The organism is Streptomyces sp. NPDC096079 (assembly GCF_040303145.1).
GTDB lineage: Bacteria > Actinomycetota > Actinomycetes > Streptomycetales > Streptomycetaceae > Streptomyces.
In genome coordinates, this window is the sequence record NZ_JBEOST010000025.1 from 20,994 (window position 1) to 37,249 (window position 16,256).

The window sequence follows — 16,256 nt, forward strand, 5'->3', positions numbered from 1 at the left end:
GGGGTGGCGGGCTGCCCGCGCGAGGACCCGGTGACGGGCGGAGAAGACGAAGGGAGGCGGGACGTGGCCGAGGGTTCGGGCGATCCCGCACGGGGCGGGGTTCCGCTCAACTATGTTGCTCTCGTGGACGAGTTGATCACCGAAGACCCGGCGCGCATCGGACCGTACCGCCTCATCGGCCGTCTCGGCGCGGGCGGAATGGGCCTCGTGTACCTCGGCCGGTCCGAGGCCGGGCGGACGGTCGCCGTGAAGGTCGTGCAGGCCGAGTACGCCAGGGAGCCCGAGTTCCGCCGGCGCTTCGCGCGCGAGGTGGAGGCCGCCCGGCGGGTGGGCGGTGAGTGGACGGCGGCGGTCCTCGACGCCGACACCGAGGCGCCGGTGCCGTGGGTGGCGACCCAGTACATCCCCGGCCCCGACCTGACCGCCGTGGTGGCGAGGGACTTCGGTCCGCTGCCCGAGCACTCGGTGCGCGTCCTCGCCCACCGGCTCGCCGTGGCCCTGGGGTCCGTGCACGCGGCGGGGCTGATCCACCGCGACCTGAAGCCGTCCAACGTGCTGGTCACGGTGGACGGGCCGCGCGTCATCGACTTCGGCATCGCGCGGGCCATGGACGGTCTCGGCGGGGACAGCCTCCACACCCGGACGGGCATGCTCATCGGCTCGCCGGGCTTCATGTCGCCCGAGCAGGTGCGCGGGCGCGAACTCACCCCGGCCAGCGACGTGTTCTGTCTGGGCGCCGTCCTCGTGTACGCCGCCACCGGAAGGCTGCTCTTCGGCGCCACGGACACCGGCCTCAGCGCGCACCTCTTCCGGATCGCGGAGGAGGAGCCGGACCTCACGGGCGTGCCGGACTCGCTGGCCGGTCTCGTACGGGAGTGCCTGGACAAGGACCCGGCGCGGAGGCCGACGCCCGCCGAGGTGGCGGCGCGCACGGCGACGGGGCACGCGGAGGAGTGGCTGCCCGGTTCCGTACTGGCTCAACTCGGCCGTCGTGCCGCGCGGTTGCTGGACTTCACGCCGGAGACGCGCGCGGCGGCGCCGGCGGACCCGCGGATCCCGGCACAGTACGCCGCCCCGCAGCAGCCCCCGTCCCTCCCTCCGCACCCCGCGTACGGCCCGACCGCTCCGGTCGGGGGGAACCCGGTGCCGCCCGGTTTCGGGCCGGCCGTCGACGCCGTGCCCGGCGCGTGGGCGGCGCCCACCGCCCCGGACGGGCAGCCCGGCGGGTCGCCCCGGCGATGGGCGGGCCTCGCGGTCGCCGTGCTGGCGCAGTTCGTCGTCCTCGTCGGCACCGCGGGCACGAACGCGGCGCTGCCCGTCATCCAGGCCGACCTCGGGCTCTCGGTCGACGAGCTGCAGTCGCTGTCCCTCGCCTACGGCCTCGCCTTCGGCGCGCTGCTCCTGCTCGGCGGGCACCTGACGGACCTCCTCGGCCGCAAGCGGGCGGCGATCATCGGCCTCGCCGGTTTCGCCGCCGCCTCCGTGCTCGGCGGTCTCGCTCCCGCCGCCGGTGTGTTCATCGCGGCGCTCGCCCTCCAGGGCGGGTGCGCCGCCCTGCTGTCCACGGCCGCGCTCGCCCTGGTCGCCGGCGGCTTCACCGATCCGAAGGAGCGCGGCAAGGCCTTCGCGATCTACGCCGTGCTCGCCGGCGGAGGCCTGGCCGTCGGCGCGTTCACGGGCGGCTGGCTGGTCGAGGCGCTCAGCTGGCGCTGGTCCCTGTACGGCACGGTCCCGCTCGTGCTCGTCGCCGTGATCCCGGCCGCCCGGCTGCGCGACGACCGGTCCGAGCGCGCCTCCGTCCGCCCCGACGTGCCGGGTCTGCTGCTCGGCACCGGCGCACTGGCCGCCCTGCTCCTCGGCTTCCACCGGATCGCAGGGGTGTACGACGCGGCGGGCCCCGACGGCAGCGGCTGGACCTCGCCGCCGACCGTGATCCTGCTGCTGGCCGGCGCGGCGCTCCTGGCGGCCTTCGTCGGGTGGCAGTCCCGGTCGAGCGGCCTGCTCGTCCCGCAGGGGCTCTTCCGGGACCGTGACCGCGCCGGATCGCTCGCCGCCCTCGTCCTGGTCGGCGCGTGTACGCCCACGGTGCTCCTGATCCTGACCCTGTTCCTCCAGGCCGTCCTGCGCGACACCCCGCACTGGACCGGCCTCGCCCTGCTGCCCATGGCCGGCGCGGTCCTCGTGGCCGCCCTCGTCTCCGGTCCCCTCCAGGCCCGCCTCGCCCCCCGCCACCTGATCGTGCCCGGGCTGGTCCTCGCTGCGGTCGGCACAGGGCTCCTGGCCGGCCTGGAGGTCGACAGCTCGTACGCCGCGGTGGTGCTGCCCGGGCTGATCCTCCTCGGGCTCGGCCTCGGTCTCGCCCTGGGTCCGCTCCTCGGCACCGTGACCGGCGCGACCGGCCCCCGGGGTTCCGGGGGCACGGCGGGGACCGTCCTGGCCGCCCAGACCGTCGGTGCCGGACTGGCCGTCCCGCTCTTCGGCAGCGTCCTCGCCTCGATGATCTCGGGCAGCAGGACGGGTGCCGAGCTGCCGCCGCTCGTGGCGGAGGTGGCCAGGAGCGGCGTCCTTCTCGACCCGTACAACCTCCCGGCCTCCATGGCCGACGCCGTCGAACGCGCGAACGCGGTCGTCCTGGACGGCTACTCCGTCGTCCTCTGGTCGGTGACCGGCCTCCTGGCCCTCGCGGCGCTCCTCTCGGGCCTTCTGGTCACGACGAGGCCGACGGAACAGGTCCGGTGACGGGCGGCCGGGCCGCCCCGGGAAGGAACGTCGCCGACTTCTCCGCGAGCACGCCCGCCAGGTAGTCGGCGGCGTCGTCCGGCCGCATCCGGGCCAGGGCCACCATCCCGGTGATCACGGCGTCGGCGACCTCCTCCTGGACGTGCTCCCAGGTGTGGCTGCGGCCCTTGCGGGGATTCGTCGCCCGGACGCCGATGACGGCCTGAGCGGCCTCGCCGACCTCCTCGGAGAGCTTGAGGACCTGAAGCGTCCACTGCTCCTCCGTCGTCAGCCCCCGCTCGGAGTCGAGCCGCGCGAACAGCGCGGCGAGCGAACCGATCGTGTCCCACGGGGTGTCGTCCTTCATGAGCCCTCCCTCGTCCGTCCGTCACCGGACCAACGAACGGGCGCCCAGGTCGGACACCCGTGACCAGGACACGGGAGGGCCCCCGGCCGGCCGGAGGGTTCCCGCCGCTCAGCCGCCCCGGCGGACCTTCGCGGCACGTCGCGCCTCGGCCGTCTTGCGGGCCTCGGCGGCGCGGCGGGACTCGTTCTTCGCGCGTCCCGGGCGGCCGGGGACGGTGCCCATGCCCCGGAAGGCCGCGCCGCGCTGGGGACGCTCCTGGCTGGGCGCGCTGCCGTCGACCGGTACGCCCGAGGGCTTCCGCGCGCCCGTGATACGGGTCAGCTCGGCCTCCCCGGAGCGGACCCGGGTGACCTGGGGCCGGATGCCGGCCTCCGCCATGAGCCGGGCGACGTCCTTGCGCTCCTCCTCCGTGACCAGCGTGACGACGACTCCGGACTCCCCGGCGCGCGCGGTGCGTCCGCCGCGGTGCAGGTAGCCCTTGGCGTCGGCGGGCGGGTCGACGTTGACGACGAGGTCGAGCTCGTCGACGTGGATGCCGCGCGCCGCCACGTCCGTGACGACCAGGACGGGGACCTCGCCGCTCCGGAAGCGCTCCAGGGTCCTGGCCCGCAGCGGCTGCGACTTGCCGCCGTGCAGGGCCGCTGCCCGCACGCCGCTGCCGAGGAGGTGCTTGGCGAAGCGGTCGACGGAGGCCTTGGTGCGCAGGAACATGATCACGCGCCCGTCGCGGGCGGCGATCTCCGTGGCGGTGGCGAACTTGTCGGCGCCGTGCACGTGCAGCACGTGGTGCTCCATCGTGGAGACGGCGGCGGCCGAGGGGTCCACGGAGTGCCCGGCCGGGTCCTGGAGGTAGCGCTCGACCAGCTCGTCGACGTCACCGTCGAGGGTGGCCGAGAACAGCATCCGCTGGCCGTCCCGCGGCACCTGGTCGAGGACCTCGGTGACCTGCGGCAGGAAGCCCAGGTCGGCCATCCGGTCGGCCTCGTCGAGGACGGTGACGGCCACGCGGTCGAGGCGGCAGTCCTTGCGCTCGACGAGGTCGAGGAGTCGGCCGGGGGTGGCGATCAGGACCTCGGCCCCGTCGCGCAGCGCGGTGGCCTGCCGTCCCATCGACAGGCCACCGACCACGGTGGCCAGGCGCAGCCGCAGGGCGTCGGCGTAGGGGGCGAGGGCGTCGGTGACCTGCTGGGCCAGCTCGCGGGTGGGGACCAGGACCAGGGCGAGGGGCTTGCGGGCCTCGGCTCGGCGGCCGTCGGTGCGGGCGAGCAGCGGCAGCCCGAACGCGAGCGTCTTGCCGGAGCCGGTCCGGCCGCGTCCGAGGACGTCGCGGCCCGCGAGGGCGTCCGGCAGCGTCGCCGCCTGGATCGGGAAGGGCGCGACGACACCGTGGCGGGTGAGCTCCGCGAGCAGCTCGGCCGGCAGGCCGGATCCGGCGAAGGTCACGGCCGCCGGGGCGGCGTCCTGCGGGGGCGGGGTGGTCATGCGGCACCTGGTCCGTGGGAAAGGGCGGGAAAATGCGACGGGCCGGAGCCCGCACCACGAGGGTGGGGCTCCGGCCGCGTCGGACGTGTCAACGTCAGGCGGGGAGGATGTTCTCCGCCTGCGGGCCCTTCTGGCCCTGCGTGACGTCGAAGGTCACCTTCTGGCCTTCCTGGAGCTCACGGAAGCCGGAGGTGGCGATGTTGGAGTAGTGGGCGAACACGTCCGGGCCGCCACCCTCCTGCTCGATGAAGCCGAAGCCCTTTTCCGAGTTGAACCACTTCACGGTGCCATTAGCCATGTCAGATCTCCTTCGGGGCGTAGCCCTGGAATCCGCACTGTGCGGATCCCGGCGTCGCCGTGATGATTGCCCCGTCCGGAAAACTGCACCGAAAACACATCAAGTGCCTGACGATGTCGAATCGTCGAAGGCACTTGTCAGCTCAATGGGAACCACGACTGCAACTGATCTCGACTGTAGCACGGTGTCCCCGGTCGCGCACGAAGAATGTCCGATTCTTCCGTGTCGCCGAGCGTGGATTCCTTCCGGACGCACCGTGAGCGTGCCCCTGGCCGCCGCGTACGGTCAGGACGAAGGTGACCGTGACGAGCAGCGCCCAGGCCCCGAACTTCGCGAGGGAGACCGGCTGCCAGCCGTCCAGCTGGTCCGGGTAGCTCCAGGCGCCGACGTAGGTGGCCGCGTTCTCGGCGACCCAGAGGAAGAAGCCGATCAGCACGAAGGCCAGGGCCAGGGGCATCCGGTGGTCGCTCCCGCCGACCCGGAAGCGGACCCAGGTCCCCGCCGTCGCGGCGAGCAGCAGCGCCGCGAGCACCCAGCGGGCGTCGGGCAGCCAGTGGTGGCTGAAGAAGTTCACGTAGACGGCTCCGGCGAGCACCGCCGTGGTCCGGGGCCGGTAGCCGCTGAGCCGCAGGTCGAGCAGGTGCCAGGCGCGGCAGACGTAGCTGCCGAGCGCCGCGTACAGGAACCCGCCGTAGAGCGGCACCCCGCCGAACTTCGTCAGGGCGTCCTCGGGGTAGCTCCAGGAGCCCATCCGTACCTTGACCAGCTCGAAGAGGAGCCCGATGGCATGGCATCCGGCGATCACGGCCACGTCCCGGCCGGAGTCCCAGCCGAGCCGCCACGCCAGGACGGTGAGCCCGACCCCGTACAGGAGCAGCAGGTCGTAGCGGGCGACCGGCAGCCCGGGCAGCAGCTTCGAGACGGCGATGCCGCCGACGAGCGCGACGGCGAAGGCGCAGCAGCGCGCCTCCAGGACCGCGAAGCGCAGCAGCTGGCGCATCCCCTTCTTGAACGTGTTCATAACGGCAGGGACGTCGGAGGCCCGCGTTCGGTTCGCCGGAAACGGCGGCGCGCCGCACCTCCGGAGGGAGGTGCGGCGCGCCGCCGTGCTGTGCGTGGGAGATCAGACCGCCGGGGACGGGAAGGTCGGGTACTCCACGCCGGAGACGTGCTGGACGACCCGGATGACCTGGCACGAGTAGCCGAACTCGTTGTCGTACCACAGGTACAGGATCGCGTTGTCGCCGTCGACCTTGGTCGCGCCGGCGTCGACGATGGACGCGTGGCGCGAGCCGACGAAGTCCATCGAGACGGCGTCGGGGGCCGTGGTGAAGTCGATCTGGCGCTTCAGCGGCGAGTGCAGCGAGACGTCGCGGAGGTACTCCAGGACCTCCTCGCGGGTGGTCTCGCGGCCCAGGCGCAGGCTCAGGATCGCGATCGAGACGTCCGGGACGGGGACGCGGATCGAGCTGCCGGTGATCGGGGCCTTCAGGTCCGGCAGCGCCTTGGCGACGGCCGAGGCGGCACCGGTCTCGGTGATCACCATGTTGAGCGGCGCGGAACGACCGCGACGGTCCGCCTTGTGGTAGTTGTCGAGCAGGTTCTGGTCGTTCGTGAACGAGTGGACCGTCTCCACGTGACCGCGCAGCACGCCGTACTCGTCGTCCATGGCCTTCAGCGGCGGGACGATCGCGTTGGTGGTGCAGGAGGCGCAGGAGAGGATCTGCTCGTCCGGCTTGACCGTGTCGTGGTTGACGCCGTGCACGATGTTCGGCACGTCGCCCTTGCCGGGCGCGGTCAGGACGACCTTGTCGATGCCGGGGCGCAGGTGCTTGGAGAGGCCCTCGCGGTCCCGCCACTTGCCGGTGTTGTCGATCAGGATGGCGTTCTCGATGCCGTACGCCGTGTAGTCGACCTCGGAGGGGTCGTTGGCGTAGATCACCTTGATCGTGTTGCCGTTGGCGACGATCGTGCTGTTCGCCTCGTCGACCGTGATCGTGCCCTGGAACTGGCCGTGGATGGAGTCGCGGCGCAGCAGCGAGGCGCGCTTCACGAGGTCCTGGTCGCCGCCGCCGCGGACGACGATCGCGCGCAGGCGCAGACCGTTGCCCGAACCGGCCTTCTCGATGAGGAGGCGGGCGACGAGGCGGCCGATGCGGCCGAAGCCGTAGAGGACGACGTCGCGGCCGTCACGGCGCTCGATCTTGTTCTCACCGGTGGCGCCGGCGACGGCCTCGGCGGTGAACTCCGCGACCGTGAGACCGCGGTCGTCGGTCTTGTAGTCGGCGGCGAGCACGCCGATGTCGATCTGGCAGGGGCCCAGGTCGAGGGTCGTGAGCGTCTGGAGGAACGGCAGCGTCTCGGTGACCGAGAGCTCCTCGCCGTCGATCTGCCGGGCGAAGCGGTGGGTCTTGAGGATGCTGACCACCGACTTGTTCACCAGGGAGCGGCTGTGGACCAGGACGGTGACGTCCTGCTCCCGGTGCAGCTTCCCGATGATCGGGATCATCGACTCCGCGATCTCCTCGCGGTTCTTCCAACTGGTGAACGAGTCGTCATTGACAGTCACAAGATTATCTTTCGAGCTAGGCGGCGCTCATATGGTAACCCCCGGCCGGTTTGATCAATCAAGGGGTGCCGAACCGTACGATGGGCCCGTCGGGATCCGCCGCAGGCGGGCGGACCCGCCTACCTTGATGCGGGGGCATGGTGGTGGTGAAGTTCGGGCTGCTCGGATCACTCGTCGTCCACGACGGGACGGAACCGCGGCCGGTGACCGGCCCCAAGGTCCGCGTCCTCCTCGCCGCCCTGCTCCTCCAGGCCAACCGCACGGTCTCCCGGGACGCCCTCAAGGAAGCCCTCTGGGGCGACGCGGTCCCCGCCAGCGCCGACGCGGCCCTCGCCAACCACCTCACCCGGCTCCGCCGCGTCCTGGCCGCGGCCGACGGCGGGGGCGACGAGCGCCTGCGCACCGTCGCCCCCGGCTACCAGCTGACCGTCCACGAGGGCGAGCTGGACGCCGACGCCTTCGAGGCCCGGGTCCGCGCCGTCCGCCAGGCGCACCACGAGGAGGACTGGGAGGCGGTCCGCCGCGAGACCGACCTCGCCCTGCGCCTCTGGCGCGGCACCCCCCTCGCCGACCTCGCCCCCTTCTCCGACACCGAGGCGCCCGCGCTCCGCGTCCACCAGCTGACGGAGGCGCGCCTCCAGGCCCTGGAGTGGAGCCACGACGCCGAACTGTGCCTCGGCCGGCACCACGAGGCCGTCGCCCCGCTCACCGCGCTGGCGGGCGAGCACCCGCTGCGGGAGGGCTTCCACCGGCGGCTGATGCTCGCCCTGCACCGCTCGGGCCGCCAGGCCGAGGCCTTCTCCGTCTATCACCGGCTGCGCCGGAACCTGGTCGAGGAACTCGGCACGGAACCCGGATCCGCCGTCCGGGCGGCCTACGAGGAGGTGCTCGCGGGGGAACCGGCCCCGCGCCCCCGCCCCCGGCCCGCCGCGGTCCGCCCGCCCTTCCAACTGCCCTGCGAGGGCGACGCCTTCACGGGCCGCGAGGCCGAGGTGGCGACCGTGCGGGCCCTGCTCGGGGCGGGGAGCGGGGACGCCGGGTCGGGCGCCGGCACGGGGCACGCCGGTACGGGGCGCGCCGGCACCGCGCACGACGGTACGGCGCACGACGGCACGGGGCGCGCCGGTACGGCGCACGACGCCACGGGGCACGCCGGCACGGGGCGCGACGGCACCGCGCACGACGGTACGGCGCACGACGGCACCGCGCACGACGCCACGGCGCATGCCGGCATGGGGCACGACGGCATGGGGCACGCCGGCATGGGGCACGCCGGTACGGGGCGCGACGGTACGGGGCGCGACCGGGGCACGCGCCCCGCGCGGGCCGTCGTCATCTCCGGCATGGGAGGCGTCGGCAAGACCGCCCTCGCGGTGCACGTCGCGCACCGGGTGCGCGAGGCCTTCCCCGACGGCGCCCTCTACGCCGACCTGCGCGGCTACTGCGTGGGCGGGGCGCGCACGGCCCACGAACTGCTCGCCCGCTTCCTGTCCGACCTCGGCGTCCACCAGGACACCCTGCCCGAGGACACCGACGACCGGGCCCTCCTCCTCAGGTCGGCGCTCGCCGAACGCCGGGTCCTCCTGGTCCTCGACAACGCGCGCAACGCCGCCCACGTCGCCCCGCTGCTGCCCGCCGCGGGCGACAGCGCCGCGCTGATCACCAGCCGCCAGCTGCTCGCCGACCTGCCGGGCTCCGCCACGGTGCCGCTCTCCCCGCTGCCCGAGTCCGACCAGCGCGCGCTGCTCGCCACGCTCGCCGGGCCCGCCCGCGTCCGGAGCGAACCCGAGGCGCTGGCCGACATCATGGCCGCCTGCGGGGGCCTGCCGCTCGCCCTGCGCATCGTCGGCGGCCGACTGGCCTCCCGGCCCTCCTGGCCGCTCGCGCTCCTGGCGAAACGGCTCACCCCGCACCGGGGCCGGCTCGACACCCTCGCCATGGGCCACTTCGACGTCCGGCGCACCTTCGCCATGAGCTACGTCGCCATCCGGGACAGCGACCAGCCCCTGGAGCGCGAGGCCGCACGGGCCTTCCGGCTGCTGGGCCGGGTGTGGTCGGCGCACGCCGTCACCCCGCAGTCCGCCGCGGCGCTCCTCGACGTGACGGAGGCCCGCGCGGCCGCCGTCCTCGACGTCCTCGCCGACGCCCACCTCGTCCTCAACCCGGAGCCCGACCGCTACCGGCTGCACGACCTGCTCGGCGAGTACGCGGCGCAGCGGGACGAGGAGGACACCGAGCAGGAGCGCACCGCCGCCCTCGTCCGGCTGCTCTCCTGGTACGCCGCCGCCCTGGGCGCCGCGACCCAGGCGGCCACCCGCGAGACGCAGTCCCCGCCCCCGCTCTCCGGGGACGCCGTGCGGCACCTGGTGCTGCCCGAGTTCGCCGACGACGACGAGGCGATCCGGTGGACCGCGCGGGAGCTGCCGGCCGTCCGGGACGCCCTCACCCGCGCCGCGGAGCTCGGCCGCTCCGACATCGCCTGGCGGATCGCCGTCGGCCTCTTCGGCCACGCGAGCACGCACTGGTGGACGGGGGAGTGGGACGCCTGCCTGGAGCAGGCCATGGACGTCGCGCGGCGCCACGGCGACCGGCTCGGGCAGGCCTGGCTGCACCGGCGCACGGCCGTCGCCCACGGCATGGCCTTCCGGAACGAGGCCTGCCTGGAACACCTGCGGATCGCCCTCGGCCTCTTCACCGAGCGCGCGGACCTCACGGCCCAGGCGTCCATCCTGGGCAACATGTCGGCGGTGTACCTGCAGATCGGGGACGCCGACCAGGCGCTCGTCCACGCCGAGCGCTCCCGCGATCTGTACCGCGCGACCCGGAACGCCCGCGGCGAGGCGCTCCTCCTCAGCAGGATCGCGGACGTCCACAAGATGCGCGGCGAGCCGGACCTCGCGGCCGTGGACTACCGCCGGGTCATCGAGCTGGTCAGGGGCACGGGCCACGGGGTGTTCCTGGCCACCGCGCTCACCAACTACGGCGACGTGCTGCGCCTCCTCGGGGAGCGCGACGCGGCGTTCGAGTCGCTGGCGGAGGCGCTCGCCATCCGGCGCCGGATGGACGACCAGGGCGGTACGGCCGACTGCCTGGTCTTCACGGCGCGCGCCCACCACCACTTCGGGGAACGGGACGCGGCCCGGGAGACCTGGGAGTCGTGCCTGGAGCTGGCGCGCCGGCACGACCTGGCCAAGCGGGTCGACGAGTGCCTGGAGGGCCTGAAGGCCCTGGCGGCCCAGCCTTTCGGCGACACGTAGGGGGTTCACCGAGCCCGGCCCTCTCGGCCCCTCGGGGACGCCGGGAGCGGCCGGGGCCGGACCGGCACCCGGACTCCGCGTGCCGGTCAGCGGAAGGCGAGGGTCCGGAAGGTGTCCCTCACCCGGGCCAGCGGGCCGGGGTCGCGGGTGAGGCGGAGCCGGTTGGTGAGCAGGACGGCCCAGCGGCCCCGCGTGGGCGACACCCACAGGGCCGTGCCCGTGAAGCCGAAGTGCGCCCAGACGTCCTCCGCGGGTGCGGTGCCCGGCGCCGGATGCCAGAACAGGCCGCGCGGCGGGACGAGCCGGCCGGTGTGGACCCGCAGCGAGGCGGCGGTCCACTCGGCGGAGAAGGTGCCGGGCACCGGGTCGAGCAGATGGCGCAGGAACAGGCCGATGTCCGCGGTGGTGGTGAAGACCCCCGCGATCCCGCAGGCGCCCCCGAGGAGCCGGGCCGAGAAGTCGTGGACGGTGCCCCGGAGCGGCGCCCCGCTCTCCTCGTCGTACTCGGTGGGCGCGCAACGCTCCGTGAGCCCGGCGGGCAGCGGACCGTACCGGGTGTCGGTCATGGCCAGCGGCGTCCAGATCCGCTCCACGGCGAGCCGGGGGAGCGGCCGGCGGCTGAGGTGCTCGGCGAGGTAGCCGAGGACCAGCGCCGCCCGGTCGGTGTACGCGACGGCCTCCCCGGGCCGGTGCCGGAGCCGCTCGGCGAGGACGCCGTCACGGACGTCCTGCGGATCGGAGCCGTACAGGTGCCGGAGGTTGGCCCGCAGCGGCAGGCCGGCGGTGTGGGTGAGGAGGTGGTGCGCCGTGACGCCGGCGAGGGGCCGGCCGGCGGCCTCCGGCCAGTACGAGCCGAGCGGGGCGGTGAGATCGAGCTTCCCGGAGTCGACGAGCGTGCCGACGACCGCCCAGACCGCGAGGATCTTGGTGAGGCTCGCGACGTCGAACAGGGTGTCGTGGCGGGCCGGTTCGGCCGGGCGCGCGGGGTCGAGGAGCCCGACGGCCCCCGACGAGAGGGTCGTGCGGGCGTCGCCCACGGCCCAGGTGGCCCCCGGGTACGTGCCCGCGCGCGCGGCCTCGCCGAGGAGTCGTCCGAAGGGGTCGCCGAACTGTGCCAAGGGGTGCCTCCGACGGTCCGGGGAGGTGCGGGGCGGCCCGTCGGAGGGGACGGCGGGCCGCGCTCCGAAGACATGCCCCGGCCGTACGGGAAGACACCCTTCCGTCAGCGGCGGTCGCCGCCCTGCCCGGTGTCCTGGGCGCGGTCCTGCCCCGCGTCCTTGTCGACCGGCTTGCAGGTCACCTCGTCGCGCGGGGTGTAGTGCGTCTTGTACGTCTCGCGCTTGACCTCGGTGCCGCCGTTCTTGAAGACCCGGTCCACCGAGATGTCGAAGCCCTCCAGGGGCGGCTGCGGCACACAGGCCTCGCCGGTGCCCTCGCGCTTGGTGGGCTGCGTGAGGTGGGTGCGCGGACCGGCCACCGCCTCCACCGAGTCGTACTTCTTGGTGCCGAGGAAGCTCACGGTCACCGAGGAGTCCGTGGCGCTCGCCTTGATGTAGATCGGCTTGCCCGTGTCGTTGCGGAACTTCAGGTCGAGCGAGCCCCAGGCGACGGTGGCCTCGCGGCCCGCCGGGTAGCGCTCGATGTAGAAGGAGTGCGCGCCGTGCTCGACGGGCTGCACGCCCGCGAAGAACATGGCGTTGTAGACGGTGGTGGCCATGGCCGACACGCCGCCGCCGGGCGCCGAGCGGTACTGGCCGTCGAGGATCATCGTGCCGTCGACGAAGCCGTTGTCCGGGGTCCGCTCGCCGACGGTCTCGTTGAAGCTCCACACCTCGCCGGGCCGCACCAGCGAGCCGTTGATCAGCTCGGCGGCCCGGCCGATGTTGGTCGTCCGGTACGGAGCGGTGGGGAAGTTCACGGTGAACGTCGACATCTGCTCCTTGATGCCCAGTCGGGCCAGGGAGCCGGAGGTCAGCTCGGGCTCGGTGACCGTGGTGGCCACCGGAGCCGTGCGGGCCGCGTCGCCGGACCTGGTCAGCAGCGGACGCACGGCGTCGCCGAGGGCCTTGGCGGTCACCTCGTGGCCCGGCCGGCCCTCCGACTCCACGACGACCTTGCCGTCGCGCACCCCGAGGCTCGCCTCCGTCGGCGCGCCCGTCAGCGCGGCGAGCGGGCGGGCCACGTCCGGGTCGCGCAGCAGCGCGTCCTCGTCGAGGGAAGCGGAGAGACGGCCGCCGTCGTTCTTCACGGTGAGGTGGTCGCCGAGGGTGGCGGCGGAGATCCGCACCCGCTGGTTGCCGGCGGTCAGCGTCACCGGGCCGGAGACGGCGGGCTTCGCGTACGCGTCGAGGAACCGGTTCACCTCGCCGACGGGCAGCTTCGGCTCCGTCACCGAGACCGGGAGCGTCACCGCGGCGGCGCCGGTGCCGGCCGGGTAGGCGGCGCGCAGGTTCTCGGCGGCCCGTCCCGTGTCCAGCGCCCGGCCCGTCACCGGCTGGGTCGCGACGGCCCGGCCCTCGCGGAAGGCGACGGACCCCTCGCGGACCGTGCGGTCGTTCTGCCGCGCCAGCTCGGCCACCGCGGCACGGGTCTTGCCCTCGTCGTACGCGAGGACGGGGCGGACCTCGCGCTCGCCGGAGGAGAAGAGCCGTCCGATGACGGTGAAGGGGTCCCGGGACGGGTCGGCCGCCTCGTCGGCGGTCTTCGCCACGTCCACGGTCAGACCGGCGGCGGCCGGGTCCACGGTGGCGGCGCGGTCGCCGACCTTCACGGGTATCGGCGCCTTCCAGGACGCGGGGGCCGCGGCCGTCAGCTTCGCCTCGGCCTCCGCGCGGCTCATGCCGCCGATGTCGACGCCGTCGACCCGGGTGCCGGCGGATATGTCGTCCCCGGTGGCGAGCAGCCCCGCCACGTACAGGCCGCCCGCGGCGACGGCGACCACACCCGTAGCGATCGCCGCCGTCCGGAGCCGTGGACGGCGCCCCTCGCGGGGCGTCGGGTCAAGGTCGGTCCTGGAGCGGGGCACACGCTCTCCCGGGGCGTCGAGGAAAGGGGAACCACACGACGGTACGCCGAAAGAGTGTCTTATGCACATAAGGGTGGTTTGACCTGCGGAGATACGGAGCGGGGCGAACCGGACACAGACGGTGCGCGCCGGGTGCCCGGCCCGGCACGGACCCGGGGCCGGGCCCCGCCCCGCGTAGGGTGGGGCGATGTCCGTCACCCCCGGGCCCCAGTCCGTCGACCGGGCCCTCGCCGTGCTCGACGCCGTCGCCGACGCCGACCGGCCCGTCGGGGCGAAGGCGCTCGCCCGGCGGCTCGGCTGCGCCCTCTCGACCGTCTACCACCTGACCGGACCCCTGCTCGCCCGCGGCTACCTCGTCCGGACCGCCGAAGGGTACGCGCCCGGGCCCCGCGTCCCCGCCCTGCACCGCTCCCACCAGCGCCACCACGGGCTCGGCACCGGGACCGGCGACCTCCTCGGACGGCTCCGGCGGGCCACCGGCGCCGAGGCCTACCACACCGCCTACCGCGACGGCCTGATCACCGTCGTCGACACCACCGCCCCCGTGACCGACGCGGACCACCCCTTCACCCCCGGCCCCGAGGCCCGCGCCCACGCGACCGCCCACGGCAAGGCGCTGCTCGCCGCGCTGCCGCGCCCCCTGCGCCGCCGCTACCTCGCGGAGCACGGCATGGCCCGCTTCACCGAGCGGACGATCACCAGCGGCGAGCGGTTCGAGGCCGAGGTGGACCGGGTGCGCGGCCAGGGCTTCGCCGTGTCCGTCGGCGAGGCCGACCTCGCGTACACCTGTCTCGCCGTCGCCCTGCCCGAGCGCGGTGACGGCATCGTGCACGCCCTGTCCGTCTCCCTGCCCACCGCGGACTTCGCCCGGCGGCAGGGCGACATCCGGGTCGCGCTCGCGCGGGCCGTACCGGAGTTTCCGGCCCTGCCGGAATCCTGACCGGCCCGGCTGGCCGGGGCCGCCGACGCCCCGCAGTCTTGACCCATGATCTTCATCGCCGTTCGGTTCACCGCCCGCCCCGACCAGGCCGACCGCTGGCTCGACCTGGTCGACGACTTCACCCGCGCCACCCGCGCGGAACCCGGCAACCTCTTCTTCGACTGGTCCCGCAGCGTCGACGACCCGAACGTCTTCGTCCTCCTGGAGGCCTTCGCCGACGCCGAGGCCGGCGCCGCGCACGTCGCCTCCCCGCACTTCACGGCCGGGCTCGCCGCCATGGCCGGCGCCATCGCCACCACCCCCGAGATCATCAACGTCGAGGTCCCGCAGCAGGGCTGGGGCGCCATGGCCGAACTCTCCCCGACCGCCCCCTGAGCCCGGCTCCGGCGGCCCCGGGGGCCCGCCGTCCCGCCTGATAGGTTCGCGTGCACACGCAGGCGGGGCGGCGGCCCGAGGGGAGAAGCGGCACATGGCGGCGAGCGGGCGACAGACCGGCAGGCCCACCCTCGAGGAGGTCGCGGCGCGGGCCGGAGTCGGCCGCGGCACCGTCTCCCGGGTCATCAACGGCTCCCCGAAGGTGAGCGAACAGGCCAAGGCCGCCGTCGAGCGGGCCGTTGCCGAACTCGGCTACGTCCCCAACCGGGCCGCCCGCGCCCTCGCCGGCAGCCGTACCGACGCCGTGGCCCTGGTGATCCCCGAGACCGAGGCGCGCCTCTTCGCGGAGCCGTACTTCCTCGACATCATCCGCGGGGTCAGCACCGAGCTCGCCGACGCCGACAAGCAGCTGCTCCTCACCCTCATCCGCAGCGAACAGGAGCGGCAGCGCTTCGAGCAGTACCTCGCCGCGCAGCGCGTCGACGGCGTCCTGCTCGTCTCCGTGCACGGCGACGACCCGCTGCCCGACCAGGTCCGGGCCCTCGGCCTGCCCGCCGTCCTCAACGGCCGGCGCACCGAGGCCGAGAGCGTCGCCTTCGTCGACTCCGACAACACCGGCGCGGGCCGGACCGCCGTCGCCCACCTCGCCGCCCGCGGCCGCCGGACGATCGCCACCGTCACCGGCCCCCTCGACATGTACGTGGCCCGCTGCCGCCTCGACGGCTACCGGGAGGGCCTGACGGAGGCCGGACTCACCCCCGACGAGACGCTCGTCGCCACCGGGGACTTCACCGAGGACGGCGGCCGGCGCGCCATGCGGGAACTGCTGGACCGCCGCCCCGACCTGGACGCCGTCTTCGCGGCCTCCGACGTCATGGCGGCCGGTGCCCGGAGCGTGCTGCGCGAGGCGGGCCGCCGCGTCCCCGAGGACGTGGCCCTCGTCGGCGTCGACGACTCGGCCGTCGCCCGCCACATGGACCCGCCCCTGACGAGCGTGCGCCAGCCCATCGAGGAGATGGGCCGCACCATGGCGCGTCTCCTCCTCCAGGAGATCGCCGCCCCGAGCGACCCGGACGAACAGCCCCGCCGGATGCTCCCCACCGAACTCGTGGTGCGCGCCTCGTCCTGAGTCCGGCCGGCGCCGAGATGCAGCGGTGCCGGGCGCCCCCGAGAATGGACACCGTACGGGGTCCCTATCCGCGACCAGGGCGCACGGCGTCCGACC

Annotated in this window: 12 protein-coding genes; 5 read left to right on the top strand and 7 right to left on the bottom strand. The window is 74.4% G+C overall.

What is annotated here, in order from left to right; translation table 11 throughout:
- Positions 1–123 precede the first annotated feature (123 nt).
- The gene (locus tag ABTY59_RS32820) at positions 124–2,739 is read left to right on the top strand and encodes an MDR family MFS transporter (protein ID WP_352022749.1); all 2,616 of its coding nucleotides are present in this window, start codon (positions 124–126) and stop codon (positions 2,737–2,739) included.
- On the opposite strand, the gene ABTY59_RS32825 is transcribed toward ABTY59_RS32820, so the two are convergent.
- The 5 genes from ABTY59_RS32825 to ABTY59_RS32845 form a co-directional block, all read right to left on the bottom strand.
- On the bottom strand, positions 2,708–3,085 hold the full coding sequence (locus tag ABTY59_RS32825; protein ID WP_352022750.1) for a MazG-like family protein: 378 nt from the start codon (positions 3,083–3,085) through the stop codon (positions 2,708–2,710). The two genes, ABTY59_RS32820 and ABTY59_RS32825, sit on opposite strands and share 32 nt — an antisense overlap.
- Before the next feature lie 108 nt (positions 3,086–3,193).
- Entirely contained in the window at positions 3,194–4,567 is a 1,374-nt protein-coding gene (locus ABTY59_RS32830) for a DEAD/DEAH box helicase (RefSeq protein ID WP_352022751.1), read from the bottom strand.
- Between the two features lie 94 nt (positions 4,568–4,661).
- Positions 4,662–4,865, bottom strand: coding sequence for a cold-shock protein (locus ABTY59_RS32835; RefSeq protein ID WP_015031667.1), 204 nt, complete (start codon positions 4,863–4,865; stop codon positions 4,662–4,664).
- A 142-nt stretch (positions 4,866–5,007) separates the two neighbouring features.
- A complete protein-coding gene (locus ABTY59_RS32840) occupies positions 5,008–5,886 on the bottom strand; it encodes a DUF817 domain-containing protein (RefSeq protein WP_352022752.1) in 879 nt (292 codons plus the stop codon).
- Between the two features lie 102 nt (positions 5,887–5,988).
- A complete protein-coding gene (locus ABTY59_RS32845) occupies positions 5,989–7,434 on the bottom strand; it encodes a glyceraldehyde-3-phosphate dehydrogenase (protein ID WP_352022753.1) in 1,446 nt (481 codons plus the stop codon).
- Positions 7,435–7,571: 137 nt separating this feature from the next.
- Between ABTY59_RS32845 and ABTY59_RS32850 the strand changes: the two genes are divergently transcribed.
- Positions 7,572–10,691 carry an AfsR/SARP family transcriptional regulator gene (locus ABTY59_RS32850; protein ID WP_352022754.1) on the top strand — a complete coding sequence of 1,040 codons (3,120 nt, stop codon included), beginning with the start codon at positions 7,572–7,574 and terminating at the stop codon, positions 10,689–10,691.
- A gap of 86 nt (positions 10,692–10,777) precedes the next feature.
- On the opposite strand, the gene ABTY59_RS32855 is transcribed toward ABTY59_RS32850, so the two are convergent.
- Both ABTY59_RS32855 and ABTY59_RS32860 read right to left on the bottom strand, forming a co-directional pair.
- Entirely contained in the window at positions 10,778–11,809 is a 1,032-nt protein-coding gene (locus ABTY59_RS32855) for a serine hydrolase domain-containing protein (RefSeq protein ID WP_352022755.1), read from the bottom strand.
- A 104-nt stretch (positions 11,810–11,913) separates the two neighbouring features.
- Positions 11,914–13,716, bottom strand: coding sequence for a VanW family protein (locus ABTY59_RS32860; protein WP_352022756.1), 1,803 nt, complete (start codon positions 13,714–13,716; stop codon positions 11,914–11,916).
- Between the two features lie 187 nt (positions 13,717–13,903).
- On the opposite strand from ABTY59_RS32860, the gene ABTY59_RS32865 reads away from it, so the two are divergent.
- The 3 genes from ABTY59_RS32865 to ABTY59_RS32875 all read left to right on the top strand — a co-directional run bounded on the left by ABTY59_RS32865 (position 13,904) and on the right by ABTY59_RS32875 (position 16,160).
- Complete coding sequence (locus ABTY59_RS32865) at positions 13,904–14,656, top strand: IclR family transcriptional regulator (RefSeq protein WP_352022757.1); 753 nt, start codon at positions 13,904–13,906, stop codon at positions 14,654–14,656.
- 45 nt (positions 14,657–14,701) lie between these two features.
- The gene (locus ABTY59_RS32870) at positions 14,702–15,031 is read left to right on the top strand and encodes a putative quinol monooxygenase (protein ID WP_352022758.1); all 330 of its coding nucleotides are present in this window, start codon (positions 14,702–14,704) and stop codon (positions 15,029–15,031) included.
- Between the two features lie 94 nt (positions 15,032–15,125).
- The gene (locus ABTY59_RS32875) at positions 15,126–16,160 is read left to right on the top strand and encodes a LacI family DNA-binding transcriptional regulator (protein WP_352022759.1); all 1,035 of its coding nucleotides are present in this window, start codon (positions 15,126–15,128) and stop codon (positions 16,158–16,160) included.
- Positions 16,161–16,256: the final 96 nt, after the last annotated feature.